Source organism: Salinibacillus kushneri (assembly GCF_900111405.1).
GTDB classification, from domain to species: Bacteria; Bacillota; Bacilli; order Bacillales; family Alkalibacillaceae; genus Salinibacillus; species Salinibacillus kushneri.
This window is the reverse complement of record NZ_FOHJ01000009.1, coordinates 64,066-84,712: the sequence shown is the minus strand read 5'-3', so window position 1 is coordinate 84,712 and position 20,647 is coordinate 64,066. Positions and strand designations below refer to the sequence as shown.

General features: G+C 36.9%; 22 protein-coding genes and 1 other annotated feature. All 22 genes read left to right on the top strand.

Translation table 11 applies throughout. The annotated features are described in order from the left end of the window. Positions 1-16 precede the first annotated feature (16 nt). Entirely contained in the window at positions 17-844 is an 828-nt protein-coding gene (locus BMX63_RS13095; RefSeq protein WP_093136461.1) for a cell division protein FtsQ/DivIB, read from the top strand. Beyond that, a complete protein-coding gene (locus BMX63_RS13090) occupies positions 828-1,532 on the top strand; it encodes a DUF881 domain-containing protein (protein WP_093136459.1) in 705 nt (234 codons plus the stop codon). Before BMX63_RS13095 ends, BMX63_RS13090 begins: the two co-directional genes overlap by 17 nt. Then, positions 1,504-2,250: a DUF881 domain-containing protein gene (locus tag BMX63_RS13085; protein WP_093136457.1), complete on the top strand. Its 747-nt coding sequence runs from the start codon at positions 1,504-1,506 to the stop codon at positions 2,248-2,250. Before BMX63_RS13090 ends, BMX63_RS13085 begins: the two co-directional genes overlap by 29 nt. Before the next feature lie 3 nt (positions 2,251-2,253). Continuing rightward, positions 2,254-2,619, top strand: a complete 366-nt coding sequence (locus BMX63_RS13080; protein WP_093136455.1) for a small basic family protein — start codon at positions 2,254-2,256, stop codon at positions 2,617-2,619. Positions 2,620-2,777: 158 nt separating this feature from the next. Then, complete coding sequence (gene ftsA, locus BMX63_RS13075; RefSeq protein ID WP_093136453.1) at positions 2,778-4,073, top strand: cell division protein FtsA; 1,296 nt, start codon at positions 2,778-2,780, stop codon at positions 4,071-4,073. A gap of 66 nt (positions 4,074-4,139) precedes the next feature. Further along, the gene (ftsZ, locus tag BMX63_RS13070; RefSeq protein WP_093136452.1) at positions 4,140-5,264 is read left to right on the top strand and encodes a cell division protein FtsZ; all 1,125 of its coding nucleotides are present in this window, start codon (positions 4,140-4,142) and stop codon (positions 5,262-5,264) included. A gap of 356 nt (positions 5,265-5,620) precedes the next feature. After that, the gene (locus BMX63_RS13065) at positions 5,621-6,340 is read left to right on the top strand and encodes a nucleotidyltransferase domain-containing protein (protein ID WP_093136450.1); all 720 of its coding nucleotides are present in this window, start codon (positions 5,621-5,623) and stop codon (positions 6,338-6,340) included. Positions 6,341-6,758: 418 nt separating this feature from the next. Further along, on the top strand, positions 6,759-7,682 hold the full coding sequence (spoIIGA, locus tag BMX63_RS13060) for a sigma-E processing peptidase SpoIIGA (protein ID WP_177167308.1): 924 nt from the start codon (positions 6,759-6,761) through the stop codon (positions 7,680-7,682). 86 nt (positions 7,683-7,768) lie between these two features. Continuing rightward, positions 7,769-8,488 (top strand): RNA polymerase sporulation sigma factor SigE, encoded by a 720-nt coding sequence (gene sigE, locus BMX63_RS13055; protein WP_093136447.1) that lies wholly within the window; start codon positions 7,769-7,771, stop codon positions 8,486-8,488. 107 nt (positions 8,489-8,595) lie between these two features. Further along, positions 8,596-9,375, top strand: a complete 780-nt coding sequence (gene sigG / locus BMX63_RS13050; RefSeq protein WP_093136446.1) for an RNA polymerase sporulation sigma factor SigG — start codon at positions 8,596-8,598, stop codon at positions 9,373-9,375. 116 nt (positions 9,376-9,491) lie between these two features. Further along, complete coding sequence (locus BMX63_RS13045; protein ID WP_093136445.1) at positions 9,492-9,776, top strand: YlmC/YmxH family sporulation protein; 285 nt, start codon at positions 9,492-9,494, stop codon at positions 9,774-9,776. A 64-nt stretch (positions 9,777-9,840) separates the two neighbouring features. Beyond that, complete coding sequence (gene pgeF, locus BMX63_RS13040; protein ID WP_093136444.1) at positions 9,841-10,641, top strand: peptidoglycan editing factor PgeF; 801 nt, start codon at positions 9,841-9,843, stop codon at positions 10,639-10,641. 21 nt (positions 10,642-10,662) lie between these two features. Further along, positions 10,663-11,340, top strand: coding sequence for a YggS family pyridoxal phosphate-dependent enzyme (locus BMX63_RS13035; protein WP_093136442.1), 678 nt, complete (start codon positions 10,663-10,665; stop codon positions 11,338-11,340). Positions 11,341-11,360: 20 nt separating this feature from the next. Continuing rightward, the gene (locus BMX63_RS13030) at positions 11,361-11,777 is read left to right on the top strand and encodes a cell division protein SepF (RefSeq protein ID WP_093136440.1); all 417 of its coding nucleotides are present in this window, start codon (positions 11,361-11,363) and stop codon (positions 11,775-11,777) included. 16 nt (positions 11,778-11,793) lie between these two features. Continuing rightward, positions 11,794-12,060, top strand: a complete 267-nt coding sequence (locus tag BMX63_RS13025; protein ID WP_093136439.1) for a YggT family protein — start codon at positions 11,794-11,796, stop codon at positions 12,058-12,060. Positions 12,061-12,084: 24 nt separating this feature from the next. Beyond that, a complete protein-coding gene (locus BMX63_RS13020) occupies positions 12,085-12,858 on the top strand; it encodes a YlmH family RNA-binding protein (RefSeq protein WP_093136437.1) in 774 nt (257 codons plus the stop codon). Positions 12,859-12,959: 101 nt separating this feature from the next. Then, on the top strand, positions 12,960-13,487 hold the full coding sequence (locus BMX63_RS13015; protein WP_093136436.1) for a DivIVA domain-containing protein: 528 nt from the start codon (positions 12,960-12,962) through the stop codon (positions 13,485-13,487). Positions 13,488-13,530: 43 nt separating this feature from the next. Then, positions 13,531-13,762 (top strand) — a binding site (T-box leader). A gap of 85 nt (positions 13,763-13,847) precedes the next feature. Next, entirely contained in the window at positions 13,848-16,598 is a 2,751-nt protein-coding gene (gene ileS, locus BMX63_RS13010; RefSeq protein ID WP_093136435.1) for an isoleucine--tRNA ligase, read from the top strand. An 88-nt stretch (positions 16,599-16,686) separates the two neighbouring features. Continuing rightward, positions 16,687-17,202 (top strand): signal peptidase II, encoded by a 516-nt coding sequence (gene lspA / locus BMX63_RS13005; RefSeq protein ID WP_281242756.1) that lies wholly within the window; start codon positions 16,687-16,689, stop codon positions 17,200-17,202. Continuing rightward, a complete protein-coding gene (locus tag BMX63_RS13000; protein WP_093136433.1) occupies positions 17,199-18,110 on the top strand; it encodes an RluA family pseudouridine synthase in 912 nt (303 codons plus the stop codon). Before lspA ends, BMX63_RS13000 begins: the two co-directional genes overlap by 4 nt. Positions 18,111-18,290: 180 nt before the next feature. Then, positions 18,291-18,833 carry a bifunctional pyr operon transcriptional regulator/uracil phosphoribosyltransferase PyrR gene (gene pyrR, locus BMX63_RS12995; RefSeq protein ID WP_093136432.1) on the top strand — a complete coding sequence of 181 codons (543 nt, stop codon included), beginning with the start codon at positions 18,291-18,293 and terminating at the stop codon, positions 18,831-18,833. A 429-nt stretch (positions 18,834-19,262) separates the two neighbouring features. Then, positions 19,263-20,645: a solute carrier family 23 protein gene (locus BMX63_RS12990; protein ID WP_093136430.1), complete on the top strand. Its 1,383-nt coding sequence runs from the start codon at positions 19,263-19,265 to the stop codon at positions 20,643-20,645. Positions 20,646-20,647: the final 2 nt, after the last annotated feature.

The window sequence follows — 20,647 nt, the reverse complement described above, 5'->3', positions numbered from 1 at the left end:
GGGGAAAGACAGTATAATGGCTAAAAAAAAAGTGATATCAATTGAGAATCGAATACCAAAGCTGAAGGAAGCCAGAAAGAAAAAGGCGAATAAACGATTAATTTTTTATTTATTACTTTTTTTCATTCTGATTTCCGTTATCGTTTATCTTCAGTCTCCTTTAAGTGATGTGAACAACATCACTGTTGAGGGAAATGATCTCGTAGACAAAAAGACAATCGTGAAATTAAGTGAAATAACTACCAAAGATAATATGTGGAATTTGGAACTGGATGAAATGGAGGAGAAAATCTCAGATCTGTCTCCTATAAAGGAAGTAACCGTTAAGCGTAATTTACCACGAACCGTCAATATTTCTGTTAAAGAATATGTTCGGGTGGGTTATGTGAAAGAAAATGGCCATTTTATCCCTATTTTAGAAAATGGACAGTTATTAAAGAATCATACTGTAGAAATCCCTAATGGTGATGCTCCTATATTATCAGGATGGGAAGAGAATAGTACGTATTTATCAGAGATGACTCAAGAGCTTCGTAATGTAAAACCGTCTTTAGCAGCACAAATTTCTGAAATTCATTGGGTTCCAGAAGAAACCAATCCCTATACTATTCAACTATTTATGAATAATGGACAGGAAGTTGTCGCCTCTATTCGGGATTTTTCCGAGAAAATTCAGGTTTATCCATCCATTGCATCACAAATTGACCCGGATAAGGAAGGGGTCATTCATATTGATGTAGGGGCCTTTTTTGTTCCCTATGACCAGGAAAAATCAGGCGATCAGGAAGAAATTAACGAGGGACGAGAAACAGAAGGGGAGGCTGACAATGGGACTGAAGGGTAAACATGTCATATTCTCCTTTATTTTACTTGTAGCAGGTTTTCTGTTGGCTTTTGGCTATAAGCTGGCAAATGAGAATGGTAAAATAGTTAGCATGAATGAAGAAGAGCTACAGGAAGAATTACAATATCAGGAACAATTGAATGATATAGAACAGGAAAATAAGGAATTAAGATCTGAACTAGAATCGTTACGGAACGAAATTCGAGATTTTGAGGAGAAATTAGGAAGTCAGGAAGAACAGGTTAACACATACATTGAAGATAGAAATAGACTTGAAGTATTAACGGGTGATGTACCTGTAGAAGGACCTGGTATAACCGTTACTCTAAAAGATGCTGAATATATACCAAATGAAGATAATGTGAATGATTACATTGTCCATGATTTGCATGTTCATTTGGTTATTAATGAATTACTGGCTTCTGGAGCAAATGCGATTTCCATTAACGGACAGCGAATATTAAAGGATAGCTACATTACCTGTACAGGTCCTGTCATAACAGTTGATGGAAAAAAGCATCCGGCTCCATTCGTTATTCAGGCAATTGGTGATTCGGAAGTATTAGAAGCCAGTATGGCTCTTCAAAATGGCGTTCTGGATCGGCTAGTAAGTGATCATGTAGAAGTAAACATAGAATCAAACGACAATATTTCCATGGATGCAGTGGTTTCGAGTGAAGGGTGGTAATTCTACATTGAAGAGAAACGTTTTAATATCAATAGCAGCCTTATTAGCTGGTCTTATGGGAACCATTCTATTTCAATCGAATCAAGCACATGAAGAAAGAGATTCTAGAGATTTGTGGGAAGTCAGAACCGAGATTCATGATAAACAAGAAACCCAGCAAAATTTATATACACAAATTCATGAAGCAGAACAAAAACTTGATGAGTATCAAAGTCAAAATAATAAGGAGCGAATCGAACTACTTAAGGAATCTGTACAAAAGCTGAAAAAAAGGGCAGGATTAACCGAAATAAAAGGGGAAGGCATCAAAATTACGATTAAACCTATTTTAGTTAATTCTGATCGTGTTCAGGAATATCCTGAAATTCCACCTGAATTACTTCAACGATTATTTAATGAATTATATACGTATGGAGCAAATGATATTGCAATTGAAAACGAAAGAATTATTCAAATATCTCCAGTACGTGATGTAAATGGGGAAACCTATGTAAATAATCGTCCATTACCTTCTGTACCGGTTGAAATATCCGTATTAGCAGAGGATGCAAAAGAGCTTATGGAATATATGCAGGTGAGTAAAGTGAATGACTATTTTGCTGTTGAGAATTTAGAGGTACAATATCAGGTAGATTTTCATCTAACGTTACCTGCTTATCAGCAGCATATTGATTTAGAATATATTCGTTCCGCAGAATCAGAAGAGGGTGGCAAGTAGAGCATGTGGCTGACCATACTTTTTTTAATCATAGGAGTAGCTTTAGGATTATTGACTGATATACGCATACCTGAGCTGTATGCAGACTATTTAGCTGTTGCAGTACTGGCAGCTTTTGATACACTTATTGGGGGAATTAGATCTCATTTAGAGGAACAGTTTGATGAACAAGTCTTTGTTACTGGTTTCTTCACCAACATTTGTTTAGCTGGTTTATTAGTGTTCGTTGGTGTTCAACTGGGAATAGATTTGTATCTAGCTGCAATATTTGCTTTTGGTATACGACTCTTTCAAAATATTGCGATTATACGGCGTATTTTGTTGGAAAAAGTTAGATATGCAAGAATGAAAAAAAACTCAAAAAAATAAAAGGGAATGCTTTAATTTTTGTTGAATTAATAAATATCAAAAATACTTTTTATTTTCTTCTTATTCTATAGTAGAATAGACTATATGAACTTCAATTAAAAATATGTATATAATTTAACAATTAGATTGGCTCTTTCTCTTTACAGGAGGTGCAAAGATTGAACAACAATGAAATACTTGTAAGCTTAGACATCGGAACATCCCGAGTAAAAGTAATCATAGGTGAAGTTACAAAAGATTCGTTAAATATTATTGGTGTAGGAACAGCTAAATCAAATGGTATGAAAAAAGGAGCCATTGTTGACATAGATCAGACCGTTCATGCTATACGCTCTGCTGTTGAACAAGCGGAACGAATGGTTGATATGCAAATTGATCGTGTTGTGGTAAATATAAATGGTAATCATGTTCAATTACTACCATGCCATGGGGTTGTTGCTGTATCAAGTGAAAATCGCGAAATTGGACAAGAAGATATTGCTAGAGTAATAGATGCTGCACAGGTTCTGTCAATACCACCTGAACGTGAAATTGTTGATGTTTTTCCGAAGCAATTTATCGTTGATGGACAGGATGAAATTACAGATCCAAGAGGTATGATAGGTGTTCGCTTAGAGATGGAGGGAACACTGATTTCCTGCTCAAAAACCGTTTTACATAATATTCTTAAATGTGTTGAAGGAGCAGGTCTTAAAATTCAGGATATTTGCCTGCAGCCTCTTGCGTCTGGTTCAGTAGCCTTATCAGAAGACGAAAAAGCTCTAGGAGTTGCCCTCATTGATATTGGTGCTGGTAATACAACCGTTTCTGTCTATGAATCTGGTTATTTAAAAGATACAACCGTTTTTCCATTAGGTGGAGATAACATTACCAAAGACTTATCTATTGGATTGAAAACCTCAACAGAGGAAGCAGAAGATGTGAAGCATCAACATGGACATGCTTTCTATGATACAGCTTCTGAGGATGAGTTATTTGAGGTTACAACCATAGGTAGTAATCAAAAACAAACTTTTAATCAATTACAAATTTCTGATATGATTGAAGCAAGATTAGAAGAAATATACGTATTTGCCAGTCAGGAAATACGTAAAATGGGATACAATGATTTACCAGGTGGTTTTGTTTTAACAGGCGGAGTCATGAATATGCCTGGTGTATTAGAGTTAGCCCAAGATCTGTTAAGGGTAAATGTTCGGGTTGCAATCCCTGATTACATAGGTGTACGCGATCCTCAATACACAGCAGGAGTAGGTACATTACAATTTGCTTATCGTAATTCTCAAGTTCAGGGAAAAGAACTATACCCATCTGTTAAAATGAACAACGTGGAACAAAGAGCTGTAAAACAAAGAAAACCAAAATCGAGTCAAGCGGGGAACCAAACACCCGAAAAGAAAAAAGATAATAAAGAATCAGGTTTCGCAAAATTATTTAGTTACTTCTTTGACTAATTTGGCGTTTCCTTCAAAACATATCAAAACAAATCTGGTAAACTTGCAAAGTGGGAGGAACGATGTATGTTAGATTTTGATACAGGTATGGAACAATTAGCGACGATAAAAGTAATTGGTGTTGGCGGAGGCGGAAGTAATGCTGTCAACCGTATGATTGAGCATGGTGTGCAAGGTGTAGAGTTTATTGCTGTTAACACAGATGCACAAGCTTTAAATCTATCAAAAGCAGAAGTGAAATTACAAATCGGTGAAAAACTTACAAGAGGATTAGGTGCCGGAGCAAATCCGGAAGTAGGCCGAAAAGCAGCAGAAGAAAGTCGTGAACAAATAGAAGAGACGTTGCAGGGTGCCGATATGATTTTTGTAACTGCTGGTATGGGAGGCGGAACGGGAACAGGTGCTGCACCTGTAATTGCCCAAATTGCCAAAGAATTAGGTGCCTTAACGGTAGGAGTGGTAACAAAGCCATTTCTATTTGAAGGCCGCAAACGTTCAACACAGGCTGTTTCAGGAACCGACGCATTAAAATCAAGCGTAGATACTTTAATTGTAATTCCTAATGACCGTTTACTTGAAATGGTTGATAAAAATACGCCAATGCTCGAGGCATTCCGTGAAGCGGATAACGTTTTAAGACAAGGTGTACAAGGGATTTCCGATTTAATAGCTGTACCTGGTTTAATTAATGTTGACTTTGCCGACGTTAAAACTATTATGGAAGACAAAGGTTCTGCGTTAATGGGTATAGGTGTGGCGACTGGGGAAAGTCGATCTCCGGAAGCGGCTAAAAAAGCTATATCTTCTCCATTATTAGAAACAAGCATCGATGGAGCCCGCGGAATTCTAATGAATATTTCTGGGGGAGAAAACTTAAGTCTTTTTGAAGTACAGGAAGCAGCGGATATTGTTACGTCAGCTGCCGATCAGGAAGTGAATGTAATTTTTGGTTCGGTCATCAACGAGGACTTAAAGGATGAAATTGTTGTGACAGTAATTGCAACAGGTTTTGATGAGGCAAAAACTACTCAGCAAAAATCACGCCCTTCACTTGGTAGTGAAAAACCAGAACGAACCACAACATCTGCAACAGAACAACGCAGAACAACGAATCGTACAGAAAATCAATCAAACGTTGAGGAGGATACGTTAGATATCCCAGCGTTCTTGAGAAACCGTAATCGCAGGTAAAATAGAATAATTGTTTAGATAAGTAGTTCCGTTTCGGTGGAAAAATACGGGATAGCATATAAAATGAGCAGACCAAATCGCATTTGATTTGGTCTCTTTTTTCTTGTGATATCAAAGATTAAGGTTTAAAGACAGTATAAATTAGCATACGGAATCGCAACCCAAATCATATAAACATCCGTTGTCAACGTGTTAATTATAACGTTAATTGTGTTGTTGTTTGCTATGTTAATTTTGATAAATTAAAAGGGAATTGTAATTTTATATTAAACGAATAGGTGGTATGGGAAGGATTGCTCTCTTAAACGAAAAGGCAGTAGTGTATAAGAAGTAAATTATCTAAAAGAGGGGTGTTTATGGGGGATTTTAACAAATTAGAGCCAATAAAAGCAGCACAGAAATTTATCAATAAATATTTTCAGTATTGTGATGGAGCTTTATTGGCAGGAAGTGTTGTTCGAGGTGAAGCAACAGAAACATCTGACCTTGATATAGTAATATTTGATAACACATTTAGCTCGTCTTATAGGGAGTCAATAATTGATTATGAGTGGCAGATAGAAGTGTTTGCACATAACTTAAATTCCTATCGAGACTATTTCGAAAGTGATTATAAACGAGCTAGACCATCACTGCCACGAATGGTATCAGAAGGAAAAATTCTAAAGGATAATGGGGTAATTGAATCTATTAAATGTGAAGCAAAGGAATTGATAGCAAAAGGTCCAGAAAAATGGTCAGATGAAACAATAAAGACCAAAAGATATTTTATTACGGATAGCCTTGATGATTTTATTGGTTGTAATAGTAGAGCAGAGGGTATTTTTATTGCTAATACTCTAGCTGAACTTGTTAGTGAATTTGTATTAAGAACTAATAATAGATGGATAGGTACTTCTAAATGGATAATACGTTCATTAAGACACTTCGATGTAAATTTTGCCGATCAATTTGTTGATGCTTTTGATATGTTTTACAAAAATGGTGAAAAACAAAAAATTATCAAGTTAGTTGATGAACTATTACAACCCTATGGAGGACGTTTATTTGATGGATTTTCATTAGGTAAGAAATAACTTTTTTTGAACGAACGGATGCTTTCATATAACAAGACGATATAAGACAAACCAAAAACGATTGGATAAGCTATGTTTATCCAATCGTTTTTCTGTGTTATTTCGAGTATGAAAGTCATTGTTAAAGATACTAGGAAAAAATATGCTATTTGTTGTGTGATTTGATATTGTATCCACGGTAAGTGTACTACTTACTGTTTACGAGATCTTTTTTATCCCAAAATTTAATTTGCCCTTGATTTGTTTTAATAATTTTTGCTTATGCAGTCGGACCTGATCAGTTGGCTTCGCTTTTCTTACGACAAAATGGGAAAAAATAAGTTTATTTTTGCAAACAGGATATGACAGACTTTTTAGTTAGCTTTTTTTATACTTACCGATAAGAGTAAAGTTGTCCAATGGAAAGGGCGGAAATGTTGTGACTTTATATTTGGATGCAGTTTGGCTCTTGAATTTTTTAATCGATTGGATGATTTTACAGATTGTACATTGGATTACAAGGTCGGGAACGCATAGGGGCAGGCTCATACTGGGTAGTTTTCTTGCTTCACTGTTAGTTCCCATAAATCTCTTTTTTCCAGATAATATTTTGGCAACTTTACCGGGTAAAATCTTATTTTCCTGTTTCATTTTAATGGGCTCTTTTGGTTTTCGAAACGTTAAATTATTTTTAAAGCAATTTTTCACCTTTTACTTTGTAACCTTTGCTATTGGTGGTGGTTTATTCGGGATATATTTTTTAATGGGTCAACAGTTTCAGTCACAGGATGGTCTGTTTATTACTTATAATAGCGGCTATGGTGATATGATCAGCTGGATATTTGTACTTATAGGTTTTCCCATTGTATGGTGGTTTACAAGACGTCGCCTGGATCAAATCTCATTTGACAATATACGCTTTGAAGAATTGTGTACGGTCAAAATTCGTTTGAATGAGAATACGCATGAGACAACAGGCTTTTTTGACAGCGGGAATCATTTAGTGGATCCTTTTACGAAGAAACCGGTTATTGTCTGTGATGAAATAGTTTTACGACCATTTTTTACAGACAGTGAGTGGGAAGAATTGAAAAACTGTTATAAACATTGGACATTTGAACAGCTGCCTGAAAAGTGGATTTCCAGAATTCGTATGATTCCTTTTCAAGGTGTTGGGGGAAAGCGCACTTTTATACTTATATTCAAACCTGATGCTTTATATGTTCGATATCAGGATAAGGATTATGCTTTTGATCATGTATATATAGGCATCCAATTCGGCGAGCTCTCATCAGATGGAACCTACCATTGTTTATTACATCCAAAAATGATGCAATCACCGAAACTGCAGGTCTCTTCCTAAAAACATGAAATACAAGTGCAGAAGTTTTTGACAACGTTTGTTTATAGTATCTTGCTTAATACATAAAAAGGAGGAAATTCGGGCAAATGAAAAGATTTAAAATGAAACTCCAATTACTGTGGTATAAAATCTTGTTTAAACTCGGAATAAAATCTGATGAAATCTATTACATAGGAGGAAATGAAGCCCTTCCTCCACCACTTTCAAAGGAAGAAGAGCAGGAGTTATTAAAAAAATTACCAGAAGGCGATATGGCTGCCCGCTCCATTTTAATTGAAAGAAACTTGCGGCTTGTCGTGTATATAGCAAGAAAATTTGAAAATACTGGAATAAATATTGAGGATCTCATTAGTATTGGAACAATTGGTTTGATTAAAGCGGTAAATACTTTTAATCCAGAGAAGAAAATTAAATTAGCTACTTATGCTTCCCGTTGTATTGAAAATGAAATCTTAATGTATTTAAGACGAAATAATAAAATACGTTCTGAGGTTTCTTTTGATGAACCTTTAAATGTCGATTGGGATGGCAATGAGTTATTACTCTCAGATGTATTAGGAACAGATGAAGATATTATCACCAGAGGACTTGAGTTTAATGTAGATAAAAAATTGCTGCATAAAGCTCTTTCTACTTTAAACGCTCGGGAAAAACAAATTATGGAGTTACGGTTTGGTTTGATAGGAAAGGAAGAAAAAACACAGAAAGATGTAGCAGATATGCTGGGAATTTCTCAATCCTATATATCACGCCTTGAGAAAAAGATTATTAAGCGGTTAAGGAAGGAATTTAATAAAATGGTCTAAGATTTTGTAATTTTAGAATACAATAGATGATACTGGCTGCTGCATAAAAATCCCTCCAATGGAGAAACTGTTTGTTGACACTATCTCCACTTAGGAGGGGTTTTATATTGACACGACATAAGGTAGAAATATGCGGTGTCGACACATCAAAGTTGCCAGTACTGAAAAATGATGAAATGAGAAAACTATTTAAGCAAATGCATGAAGGTGATGAATTCGCAAGAGAAGAACTAGTCAATGGAAACCTCCGACTCGTTTTAAGTGTCATACAGAGGTTTCATCATCGTGGTGAGTATGTTGATGACTTATTTCAAGTTGGCTGTATTGGACTAATGAAATCCATAGATAATTTCGATTTAAGTCAAAATGTAAAATTCTCAACTTATGCAGTACCAATGATTATCGGAGAAATTCGCAGATACTTACGTGATAACAATCCTATCCGAGTATCCCGTTCTCTAAGAGACATAGCATATAAAGCATTACAGGTTAGAGAACGATTAATGAACAAAACGTCTAAGGATCCAACGCCAATGGAGATAGCTGAAGAAATGGGAATTCCACATGCTGATGTTGTTTTTGCCTTAGATGCTATTCAGGATCCTGTTTCACTGTTTGAACCCATCTATAATGATGGTGGGGATCCCATATTTGTGATGGATCAATTAAAGGACGATAAAAACAAGGATTCTATATGGATTGATGAAATTGCTTTAAAGGAGGGAATGAGAAGGTTAAACGAAAGGGAAAAAATGATTTTAAACAAACGATTCTTTCAAGGGAAGACCCAGATGGAAGTGGCCGAGGAAATCGGAATCTCGCAGGCTCAAGTGTCAAGATTAGAAAAGGCAGCAATTGAGCAAATGAACAAAAATATTAATCAATAAAAGAGCATTTATAACCGTACCTGACCTTGTCCGTATTTAATGGACAAGGTTTTTTATATTTTTTAAATGAATGATAGCTATTTTATGCATATATTAGAAGTAAGGTGGTGAGTAGAATGACCATATCTGAATTACAAGTAAAAGATATTGTGGCGGTTGAAGACGGAAGAAAATTAGGTTATATTTCCGATTTGGAAATTGACGTTGACAAAGGCTATATTGTTGCATTGATTATTGCATTAAAAGGAAAAATGTTTGGATTGTTTGGTAAAGATGAAGAAATAACGATTCCATGGAATCACATTGTAACGATAGGAGCAGATGTCATTTTAGTGAGAACCGAAAACCAAAAGCTAACCCATAACATTCATGACAATCAGTATGATGTACAGGAAAGATAATAGGAGAAATGAGACGAAAAATGTGGTAAAATAAAAGAGTGTAAGATTTTTTGGGAGGATTAACATGGGTGAAATGTTTAACCAGACAGATATGTCCTCTATTTTGGAAATTTCAAAATGGAAAGGGGAAGGTGTCATTGCTGGAATCACCACTAGAAAAGGTGGTTTTAGTCAATCACCCTATGATACATTGAATATGGGCTTTCATGTACATGATGATTCAGAGCTTGTTACAAAAAATTATAATCGTATAGAGGAAGAACTGGAAATCCCGTTAGATTGGTGGGTAAGTTCAAAGCAGGTTCATGGTACAGATGTATATGAAGTAGGTGAACCTATCCATCCGGAACACTCTTTACGACCGCCGAATTTTACATTGGAATATGATGGGTGGATAACAAATCAGAACAGGGTGCTGTTAACTGGGGTATTTGCTGATTGTGTACCGTTGTATTTCCGCTCTAAAGAATGGGTTGGTTTAGCTCATGCCGGCTGGAAAGGGACTGTCCATGAAATGGGACCTAAGATGATTGATCGCTTCATAGCTCATCATGTACCTTTAGAAGAAATAGAAGTAGTGATTGGCCCTTGTATTGGGCCATTGCATTATGAAGTTGATGATACAGTTGTGAAGCATATTTCGAAAGCCTTTCAGACAGAAGATGTAATGACTAGAACAGATGAGAACCATTATTTATTAAACCTTAAACAACTTCATAAAAATCTTCTCATACAAAAAGGATTAAAAGAAGACCAAATAAATGTAACCAATTATTGTACATATGAAAATGAAGATCTATTTTATTCACACAGAAGAGATCAGGGAAAAACCGGGAGAATGATGGCATTTATTGGATTCCACTAGCACGAGAGGAGGACTTTTGCAGTGAATGTAGCTGAAAATCTGGACGCTATTAACCAAAATATTGAACATGCCTGTCATAGGAGCGGACGTAAACCACAGGATGTAAATATTATAGCAGTAACAAAATATGTATCGACAGACACTGCTAGAGAAGCGTTACAGGCAGGAATAAAGCATATTGGAGAGAATCGGAAAGAAGGTTTTCTTGAAAAATACAATCAACTTAATCAAGAAGTTCAATGGCATTTTATAGGTACTCTGCAATCAAGAAAGGTAAAAGAAATTATTGATTATATTGATTATCTTCATTCTTTGGACAGGCTGTCTCTCGCCAAAGAGATTAATAAACGTACATCCCAAAAAGTTAAATGTTTTGTACAAGTAAATGTGAGTGGAGAGGAATCAAAGCATGGAATAAACCCGGATGAAGTGCTTCCCTTTATTGAAGCCCTTAAAGACTATGAAAACATTGAAGTAGCTGGACTAATGACGATGGCTCCGCATATTGAAGATAAGAAAGTCTTAAGGACATGTTTTCAAAAACTGCGTGAATTAAGAGATAATGTGCGGGAAAAACAATTTTCCCATGCACCGTGTTCTTATTTATCCATGGGTATGAGTAATGATTATTCTATTGCTGTAGAAGAAGGTGCGACTCACATTCGAATTGGTACTAAACTGGTAGGAAAAGAATTTTAGTGAAAAATGGAGGTTGAACAGTGAGTATTCGAAATAAATTTAAATCTCTTTTTACATTTGAAGATGAGTATGAATATGTGGAAGAGGAAACAGAGGTGCCTGAAAAGCAAGACTATCAAGCATCAAAATCAGGCGGCAATAATGTTGTCCATTTAGAAAGCATTCAGTCAACCTCTAAAGTAGTTTTGTGTGAACCAAAAAATTATGATGATTGCCAGGAAATTGCTGACCACATAAAAAATCGACGGGCTGTTGTCATTAATTTACAAAGGACAGACCATCATCAAGCAAAGCGAATAGTGGATTTTTTAAGTGGAACCGTTTATGCTGTTGGAGGGATTATTCAAAAGTTAGGCCAGCAAACTTTTCTCTGTGCACCTGATAACATTGATGTATCAGGAAGTATTACGGATTTGGTAGATGAAGACTTATTATAAAGGTGGGAATAATTAGATGATACAAATCTACAATTTATTGCAAACAGCACTGACCATCTATATGTACGCAATTGTTATATACATTTTAATGTCCTGGTTTCCTGGTGCCAGAGGATCAACTTTCGGCCAAATGCTGGGGAAAATCGTAGAGCCCTACTTAGAACCATTCCGAAAATTTATTCCGCCACTTGGAATGATTGATTTTTCTCCCATCGTGGCTATTTTTGCCATTCAATTTGCTAAAATTGGTTTAGAACGACTCTTTTGGATGATTCTTTCTTAAACAGGTAATTTAGGGAGATTCTATATGGATATCTATCAACATTTTCGGAAAGAAGAACAGGCATTTATTGATCAAGTCTTAGCCTGGAAGGAAGAAGTAGAACAAACCTATCAACGAAAGCTTACAGATTTTTTAGATCCCAGAGAACAGTACATTCTATCCTCGGTTATCGGTAATCACCCGGATATGAACCTTCAGTTTTTTGGCGGGTATGAGGAATCAGAGAGAAAGAGAGCCATCTTAGCTCCTTTTTATGAAGAAATATATAAAGAAGACTTCGGGATTGCATTAGTTCAAAGTCAGTTTGCTCGAAAATTCATTCAGATTAACCATCGTGATGTATTAGGCGCTCTTATGTCACTTGGCATGAAACGTAAAAAGCTGGGCGATATTATGATTGTGGAAGACACTATTCAAGCTCTGACGGATGAAGAACTGATTTCTTTTCTGGAAATACATTTAACAGGAATTAAGAAAGCACGTTTACAATTTAAGTCTGTTCCTCTGAAATTCATTCAATCATCGTCTGAAAAATGGCATACACAAGAAGGGACCGTTTCATCCCTAAGACTAGATACCGTTTTAAAGGAAATCTATAATCAGTCACGTAATAAGACCAGTGAATGGATACAAAAGGGATATGTGAAAGTAAATTACCGAGTGGTTGAAAATCCTGCCTTTCAAATGGAAGAAGGAGATATCATTTCGGTTCGCAAAAAAGGGCGTAGTAAACTCATCGAAATTTCAGGTCAAACGAAAAAGGACAAATGGCGAATAATAACAGGTATATTAAAATAAATGTAAATATTAGCAGGAAAAGGACAAATGACGTCGAAATATTGTAAAAAGCAAACATTTGAATGTTTACTAAAATAGATTAAATCAAGGGGGTTACCTTTGTGGCTTTAACACCACTCGATATTCATAACAAAGAATTCACCCGAACCTTTCGTGGTTATGACGAAGATGAGGTTAATGAATTCTTAGATCAGGTAATAAAGGATTATGAGAAAGTCATTCGTGAAAAGAAACAATCTGAAGAAGAAGTTTCAGAATTAAAAGAGAAAATTGGACATTTTAATGATATTGAAACAACACTCAATAAATCTATTTTGGTTGCTCAGGAAACAGCAGAAGATGTGAAAAATAATGCCAATAAAGAGGCTAAGCTTATTATTAAAGAGGCTGAGAAGAATGCTGATCGAATTATTAATGAGGCTTTAGCTAAATCCAGAAAGATTACGCTTGAAGTAGAAGAGTTGAAAAAACAGGCGAAAGTCTTCCGTACCCGTATGAAAATGATTGTTCAGGCACAGCTGGACATGATAGAGAATGATGATTGGGATGAACTATTTGAAATGGAGTTAACTCCAAATGAAGAGGAACAAAAAGAAGAAGAATATCAATTTTCCGATAACCAATCTTGACTCCGACATGATTTTTCAATATAATTCAAAAGTAAAATAGTGCAGAATGACTATGACAGGGACAGTACATAGAATGATCGAGGTAAAGCGAACCAGGGATGGTGGGAGCCTGGGCAACACACATTCCATGGAAAATCACCCTTGAGTCTCCTGGTGAAAAGATGTAAGTAGCCAAGGACGATTTCATTCACGTTACGAGTGAAAAAGAGGATGGATAGAGATACGTATATCTATTCATCAATCAGGGTGGTAACGCGAGGCACCTCGTCCCTTTATAGGGAGGAGGTGCCTTTTTTATACTAATCATTTAAAATCTTGGAGATAACTGTCTTATCATAAAACATAAAAGGAGAATGGGAAATGAGTTATAAAGAAACGCTATTAATGCCAAAGACGAAGTTCCCTATGCGTGGGAATCTTCCTAACAAAGAACCTGAAATGCAAAAACGCTGGGAAGAAGAAAATATTTATGAAAAGGTACAAAAACGAACAGAAGGAAGACCTCTGTTTGTCTTACATGATGGACCTCCATATGCTAACGGAGATTTACACATGGGGCATGCATTGAACAAAATTTTAAAAGATATGATTGTTCGTTATAAATCGATGGCAGGTTATCATGCACCCTATGTTCCAGGCTGGGATACACATGGTTTACCAATTGAACAGGCGCTTGCGAAGAAAAAAGTAGATCGAAAGTCCATGAGTGTTTCAGAATTTAGAAAAATTTGTGAGGAATATGCGCGTGAACAAATTGACCGGCAACGTCAGCAGTTTAAACAGCTTGGTGTCCGTGGTGATTGGGAGAATCCATACATCACCCTGACAAAAGATTATGAAGCTGCACAAATTCAGGTCTTTGGAGAAATGGCGAAAAAGGGATACATTTATAAAGGACATAAGCCTGTTTACTGGTCTCCTTCTTCAGAATCAGCATTAGCAGAAGCTGAAATCGAATATAAAGATAAGCGTTCGCCATCTATTTATGTTGCATTTGAAGTAAAAGATGGAAAAGATGTATTAAGCGGAGATGAAAAAATAATTATTTGGACGACAACGCCATGGACCATACCGGCAAACCTGGCCATTTCTGTTCATCCTAATTTAGAATACTCAGCAGTTTCTGTTCAGGGTGAAACCTATATAATTGCTTCTGATTTAGTTGAAGAAGTGTCAAATGAGCTGGAATGGGAAGATTATGAAGTCACTAAAACCTATAAAGGTGATGAATTAGAACGTGTTGTAGCTCAGCACCCATTCTACAATCGTGATTCCCTGGTGATTTTAGGTGAACATGTTACAACAGATGCTGGTACAGGATGTGTTCACACTGCACCAGGTCATGGGGAAGATGACTTCTGGGTTAGTCAACAATATAATCTTGATATTTTATGTCCAGTTGATGAAAAAGGAGTCTTTACATCAGATGCCCCTGGATTTGAAGGTGTATTCTATGATAAAGCCAATAAAATGATTACCGAAAAGCTGGAAGAGGCTGGTGCATTATTAAAATTAACCTTTATTACGCACTCCTATCCACATGACTGGAGAACGAAAAAACCAACGATTTTCCGTGCAACATCTCAATGGTTTGCATCTATTAAGGATTTTAGAGAGGATATCTTAAACGAAATCCAGCGAATTCAATGGGTACCTGAATGGGGCGAAACCCGTCTTTATAATATGGTACGAGATCGCCAGGACTGGTGTATTTCCCGTCAACGTGTCTGGGGAGTTCCTATCCCTGTATTTTATGGCGAAAATGGCGAGCCCATTATTAACGATGAAACCATTAACCATGTTTCTGAATTATTCAGAGAACATGGCTCCAATGTATGGTTTGAACGGGAAGCTAAAGATCTTTTACCTGAAGGCTTTACACACCCATCAAGTCCAAATGGTAAATTTACAAAAGAAACCGATATTATGGATGTCTGGTTTGATTCCGGTTCATCTCATCAGGGAGTACTAGAACAACGTCCTGAGTTACAACGTCCAGCCGATATGTATTTAGAAGGATCCGACCAGTATCGTGGCTGGTTCAATTCGTCTATCTCTACTTCCGTTGCTGTAACCGGAAAAGCGCCTTATAAGTCGATTTTAAGTCATGGATTCGCCCTTGATGGTGAAGGACGCAAGATGAGTAAATCATTAGGGAATGTAATGGTTCCTGGCAAAATCATGAAGCAGTTTGGTGCTGACATTTTGCGCTTATGGGTTGCAAGCGTCGATTATCAGGCTGATGTTCGAATTTCCAATGAAATTTTAAAGCAGGTTTCTGAAGTTTATCGTAAAATCAGAAACACCGTTCGTTTTATGTTAGGGAACCTTAATGATTTTGATCCTCAAACTGATCGGGTCAAGGATGAAGACTTAGAAGAAATTGATCGTTATATGCTTATTCGTCTGCAGAACCTCATTGAAAAAGTGGATCAGGCTTATGAAACGTATGAATTTTCGGTTATTTATCATGCCATCCATAACTTCTGCACGATCGATTTAAGTTCATTCTATCTTGATTTTGCAAAGGATATTCTCTATATTGAACCAGAGAATGATCATCGTCGTCGCAGTATTCAAACCGTTTACTATGAAATTATTACATCTCTAACAAAACTGCTTTCACCAATTCTGTCTCATACAATGGATGAGGTTTGGAATTACATTCCAGGTGTAGAAGAGGAAAGTGTCCAATTAACGGATATGCCTAAACTGCGTGCATTACCGCACCAGGATGAATTAAAAGCTAAATGGGATCATTTCATGGAAGTTCGCGATGATGTGTTGAAGGCATTGGAAGAAGCACGGAATGAAAAGGTAATCGGAAAATCATTAGAGGCAAAAGTAATGCTTTCAGCCAAAGATAATCGTACCAAAGCTTTACTGGAGGAAATTGAACATTTACATCAATATTTAATCGTTTCTGAAGTTGAACGGACCGATAGCCTATCAGATGCGAAAGAATACGAATATGTAAAGGTTGCAGTTGAAAAACATCCAGGTGAAACTTGTCAGCGCTGCTGGGTTTCTTCTGAATCAGTAGGTTCACATGAGAAACATTCTGATTTATGCGATCGTTGTGCTGATATTGTTGAAAAGCACTATGCCTAAACTTATAATAAAAAGGTTGTCTCAGCCGGTATGGAGGCAGCCTTTTTGTTTTACCTACCATAAGTAAATAAGATTTTTTTGCTTGGATATGATAAAATGCTTGAAGAATGAATCTAAGCAGACGGGGGAAAATGATGTGTGGAATTATATCGTAATAATCATTATTGTAGCCATTGATCAATTGACTAAATGGATAGTTGATAAACAAATGGTTCTTTATGAGCGTATACCTGTAATAGAAAATTTCTTTTACATAACTTCTCATCGGAATAAAGGAGCCGCATGGGGTATTTTGCAAGGACAAATGTGGTTTTTCTATATTGTGACCGTTGCGGTTATCATTTTTGTTTTATACTACATGCAAAAGCATGCCAGAGATCATGTCCTGCTAGGCATATCTTTGAGTCTTATCTTAGCTGGAGCAGTAGGTAATTTTATTGACCGGGTTTTTCGCCAGGAAGTTGTTGACTTTTTTGATTTTATTCTGTTTGGTTATGATTATCCAATATTTAATGTAGCCGATTCTTCACTTGTGGTAGGTGTTATACTCATGTTGATATATACCCTTTTTGAAGAACGATTTAAAGGAGAGGCAAAAGAATGAGTTTACAATCATACACCGTAACGGAATCAGAGCAAAATGAGCGTATTGATAAACTCTTAACAAAGGTTAATGATCAAGCATCAAGGTCTCAAGTTCAGTCATGGGTGAAAGGGCAACTGGTAAAAGTGAATAATAAGCAAGTAAAAAGTAATTATAAATGTCAGGCAGGGGATGAAATTACATGGACCATCCCTGAGCCAGAACCCGTTGATATCATGCCGGAGAATATCCCGATAGACGTGATATATGAGGATGAACATGTATTGGTGGTCAATAAACCACGTGGTATGGTGGTTCATCCGTCTGCAGGTCATATGTCCGGAACCCTTGTAAATGCTATTCTTTATCATTGTGATGATTTATCCGGCATAAATGGGATAATGCGTCCAGGGATTGTCCACCGTATTGACAAAGATACAAGTGGATTATTAATGGTAGCCAAAAATGATCAGGCCCATGTTGGATTAGCAGAGCAGTTAGCGGATAAGACGATAAAGCGTAAATACGAAGCGATTGTCCATGGCGTATTAGAGCATGAAGCAGGGACGATAGATGCTCCTATAGGGCGCGATCCAAAAGATAGACAAAAGATGGCTGTTGTTGATCATGGAAAACATGCGCTCACCCATTTCAACGTCCTCAATCGATTTGAAGAATTTACTCATATAGAGTGTGAATTGGAAACGGGTCGAACCCATCAAATCCGCGTTCATTTTAAGTATATAGGATTTCCGTTAGTAGGAGATCCGAAATATGGCCCCAGAAAAACATTAGATTTAGATGGTCAGGCTTTACACGCTCGAATGCTTGGATTTAATCATCCAATTACGAATAAATGGCTTGAATATGAAGTTGATGCTCCTGAGGAATTTCAGCAAATTTTACGGGAGTTACAACTGCGAGGTTGACAAATGATACGAATTCTGTGACAATATTCTTTGAATAAAACAAATGACCCTTTAATCCAGTCCCGAGAGGCTGAGAAGGTGGCGGATATAAATACGGATGAATGTTGCCGGCGTATACCCTTTTGCCATCTTTGGTAAAAGGGTTTTTATTTGGGTCAGGTTTATTGGGAGGTGTAATGTTTGGAATTAAAAACCCAGGTTATGGATCAACCAGCTATCGGTCGTGCTTTGACTAGGATTTCCCACGAAATTTTAGAAAAAAATAAAGGAACAGATGGGTTAATCCTTGTTGGAATTAAAACACGCGGCGTACCCATTACAGAAAGGTTAGCTGAAAAAATTGCTGACATTGAAGGTGTTAGCGTACCAACAGGTGAAGTAGATATTACGTTATATAGAGACGATTTAAGCAAAATAGACGATCGAAAGGAACCTGAGCTAAAGGGTACGAGTATTAAAGAAAATCTTGAGAATAAAACCGTTGTGCTGGTTGATGATGTTCTGTATACAGGACGTACGGTTCGGGCAGCTATGGATGCTATCATGGATATTGGACGACCAGGGAATATCCAATTAGCTGTATTAGTTGACCGTGGGCATCGCGAACTGCCAATTCGAGCAGATTACGTCGGAAAGAATATCCCAACCTCTCAAGAAGAAATCATTGTTGTTCAAGTAGAAGAGACAGATGAAAAGGATGAAGTAAGTATCTTTAAAAAATAGGCTTTGCTAAAGCTTATTGTTGATTTTCTACCTAGTTGATTGGAGCGGAAGTGGCCAGAGAATCTTGCCGGAAAAGCGGGGCCCCACAGGCGTATGCCGAGGAGGGTTCTGGACTGCCCGCAAAAAAGCAAGTGCACTAGAGAGGAAATCAACACTCAAGTTTAACAAAATAAGACCTTTAATTTAGTCCAGAGAGACTGAAAAGGGCGCAAATTTTAGAAGTGTCGTATACCTTCTTTGATGGATACGTATACCTCTTTGCGATCTTTTCGCAAAGAGGTTTTTTTATGCTATAGAAAACAAAACGAGCTATTATGTGGACTTATTCGAGGAATAGTTATCTCCGGCTCAAGCACTCAGTGATTACCGAGACACCAATAAAGCGGCTCAGCCAGCTTTTGTTCTAAATAAAAGAAGGAGGAATTTTAAATGCAAAGAGAAGAAATGGTCATGGATGTACGGGATATACCGAAGAAAACAAAATGGTTCATCTTAAGTTTACAGCATTTATTTGCGATGTTTGGATCTACCATTTTAGTACCTTTTTTAACAGAAATGTCACAAGCAGCAGCACTCGTATCAAGCGGATTAGGTACCATTGCTTATCTGCTTATTACTAAGGGAAGAATTCCTGCTTATTTAGGCTCGAGTTTTGCCTTTATAACCCCTATTACTCTGGCGGATGCCGCCTATGGAATGCCAGGGGTTATGCTTGGAAGTTTTCTCGCAGGAGTTGTTTATGGAATTATTTCACTTCTCATTCGTGCACTTGGTACAAAATGGCTAACAAACATCTTACCACCGGTTGTTGTGGGACCGATTATTATCGTAATTGGACTAGGATTGGCCCCTACCGCGGTTGATATGGCCATGAATGTTGAAGGTGAATATAGTTCAACACATTTTATGGTTGCCCTAGTAGCATTGGCTATTACGATAATAGCGACAATGTTCTTTAAAGGATTCTTAAGTGTTATTCCCATCTTAATCGGGATTATTGGAGGTTATGTTTTCGCAATCACACAAGGAATTGTGGATATGGAAGCTTTAAATAGTCATTGGAATGAACTCGCTAATAGTGAATCAATCGGAGCTTTTTTTGCGACCTTTTTCCAAGCTCCTGACTTTATCATCCCTATTCGAGACTACAATCCACTAGAAGTTCTAAATTGGGGAATTGTTGCAATCATGGTACCCATTTCACTCGTGACGATCGCAGAGCATATTGGGGATCAAATGGTCCTCTCCAAAGTTGTCGAGCGAAACTTTTTAGAAAAGCCTGGACTTCATCGTTCCATAATGGGTGATGGGCTGGCAACCATGATTGCCTCCTTCATTGGTGGACCGCCAAACACAACTTACGGAGAAAACATTGGTGTATTAGCCATAACAAGAGTTTTTAGTGTATTTGTAATAGGAGGTGCAGCCGTTTTAGCCATTCTCTTTGGATTTACAACCAGTGTCGTGTTAGTCATTGAATCCATTCCGTCAGCTGTCATGGGGGGTGTATCGATTCTATTATTCGGAATTATTGCATCTAGTGGTTTAAGAATGCTTGTGGATAATCAAGTTGATTTAGGAGATAAACGAAATTTAATCATTTCTTCTGTCATCCTCGTATTAGGAATTGGTGGAGCCTATATTCAAGTAACAGAAGAATTACAGATTGCTGGTATGGCACTTTCAGCCATTGTAGGTGTATTCTTAAATCTAATTTTACCAGGAAAAGAAAAAGCTTATGGTAATGGAAACATGTTTAATACCGATGAAGAGATGAAATCTGAAGAGACGAATAAGAAAATGGGGGCATAAGC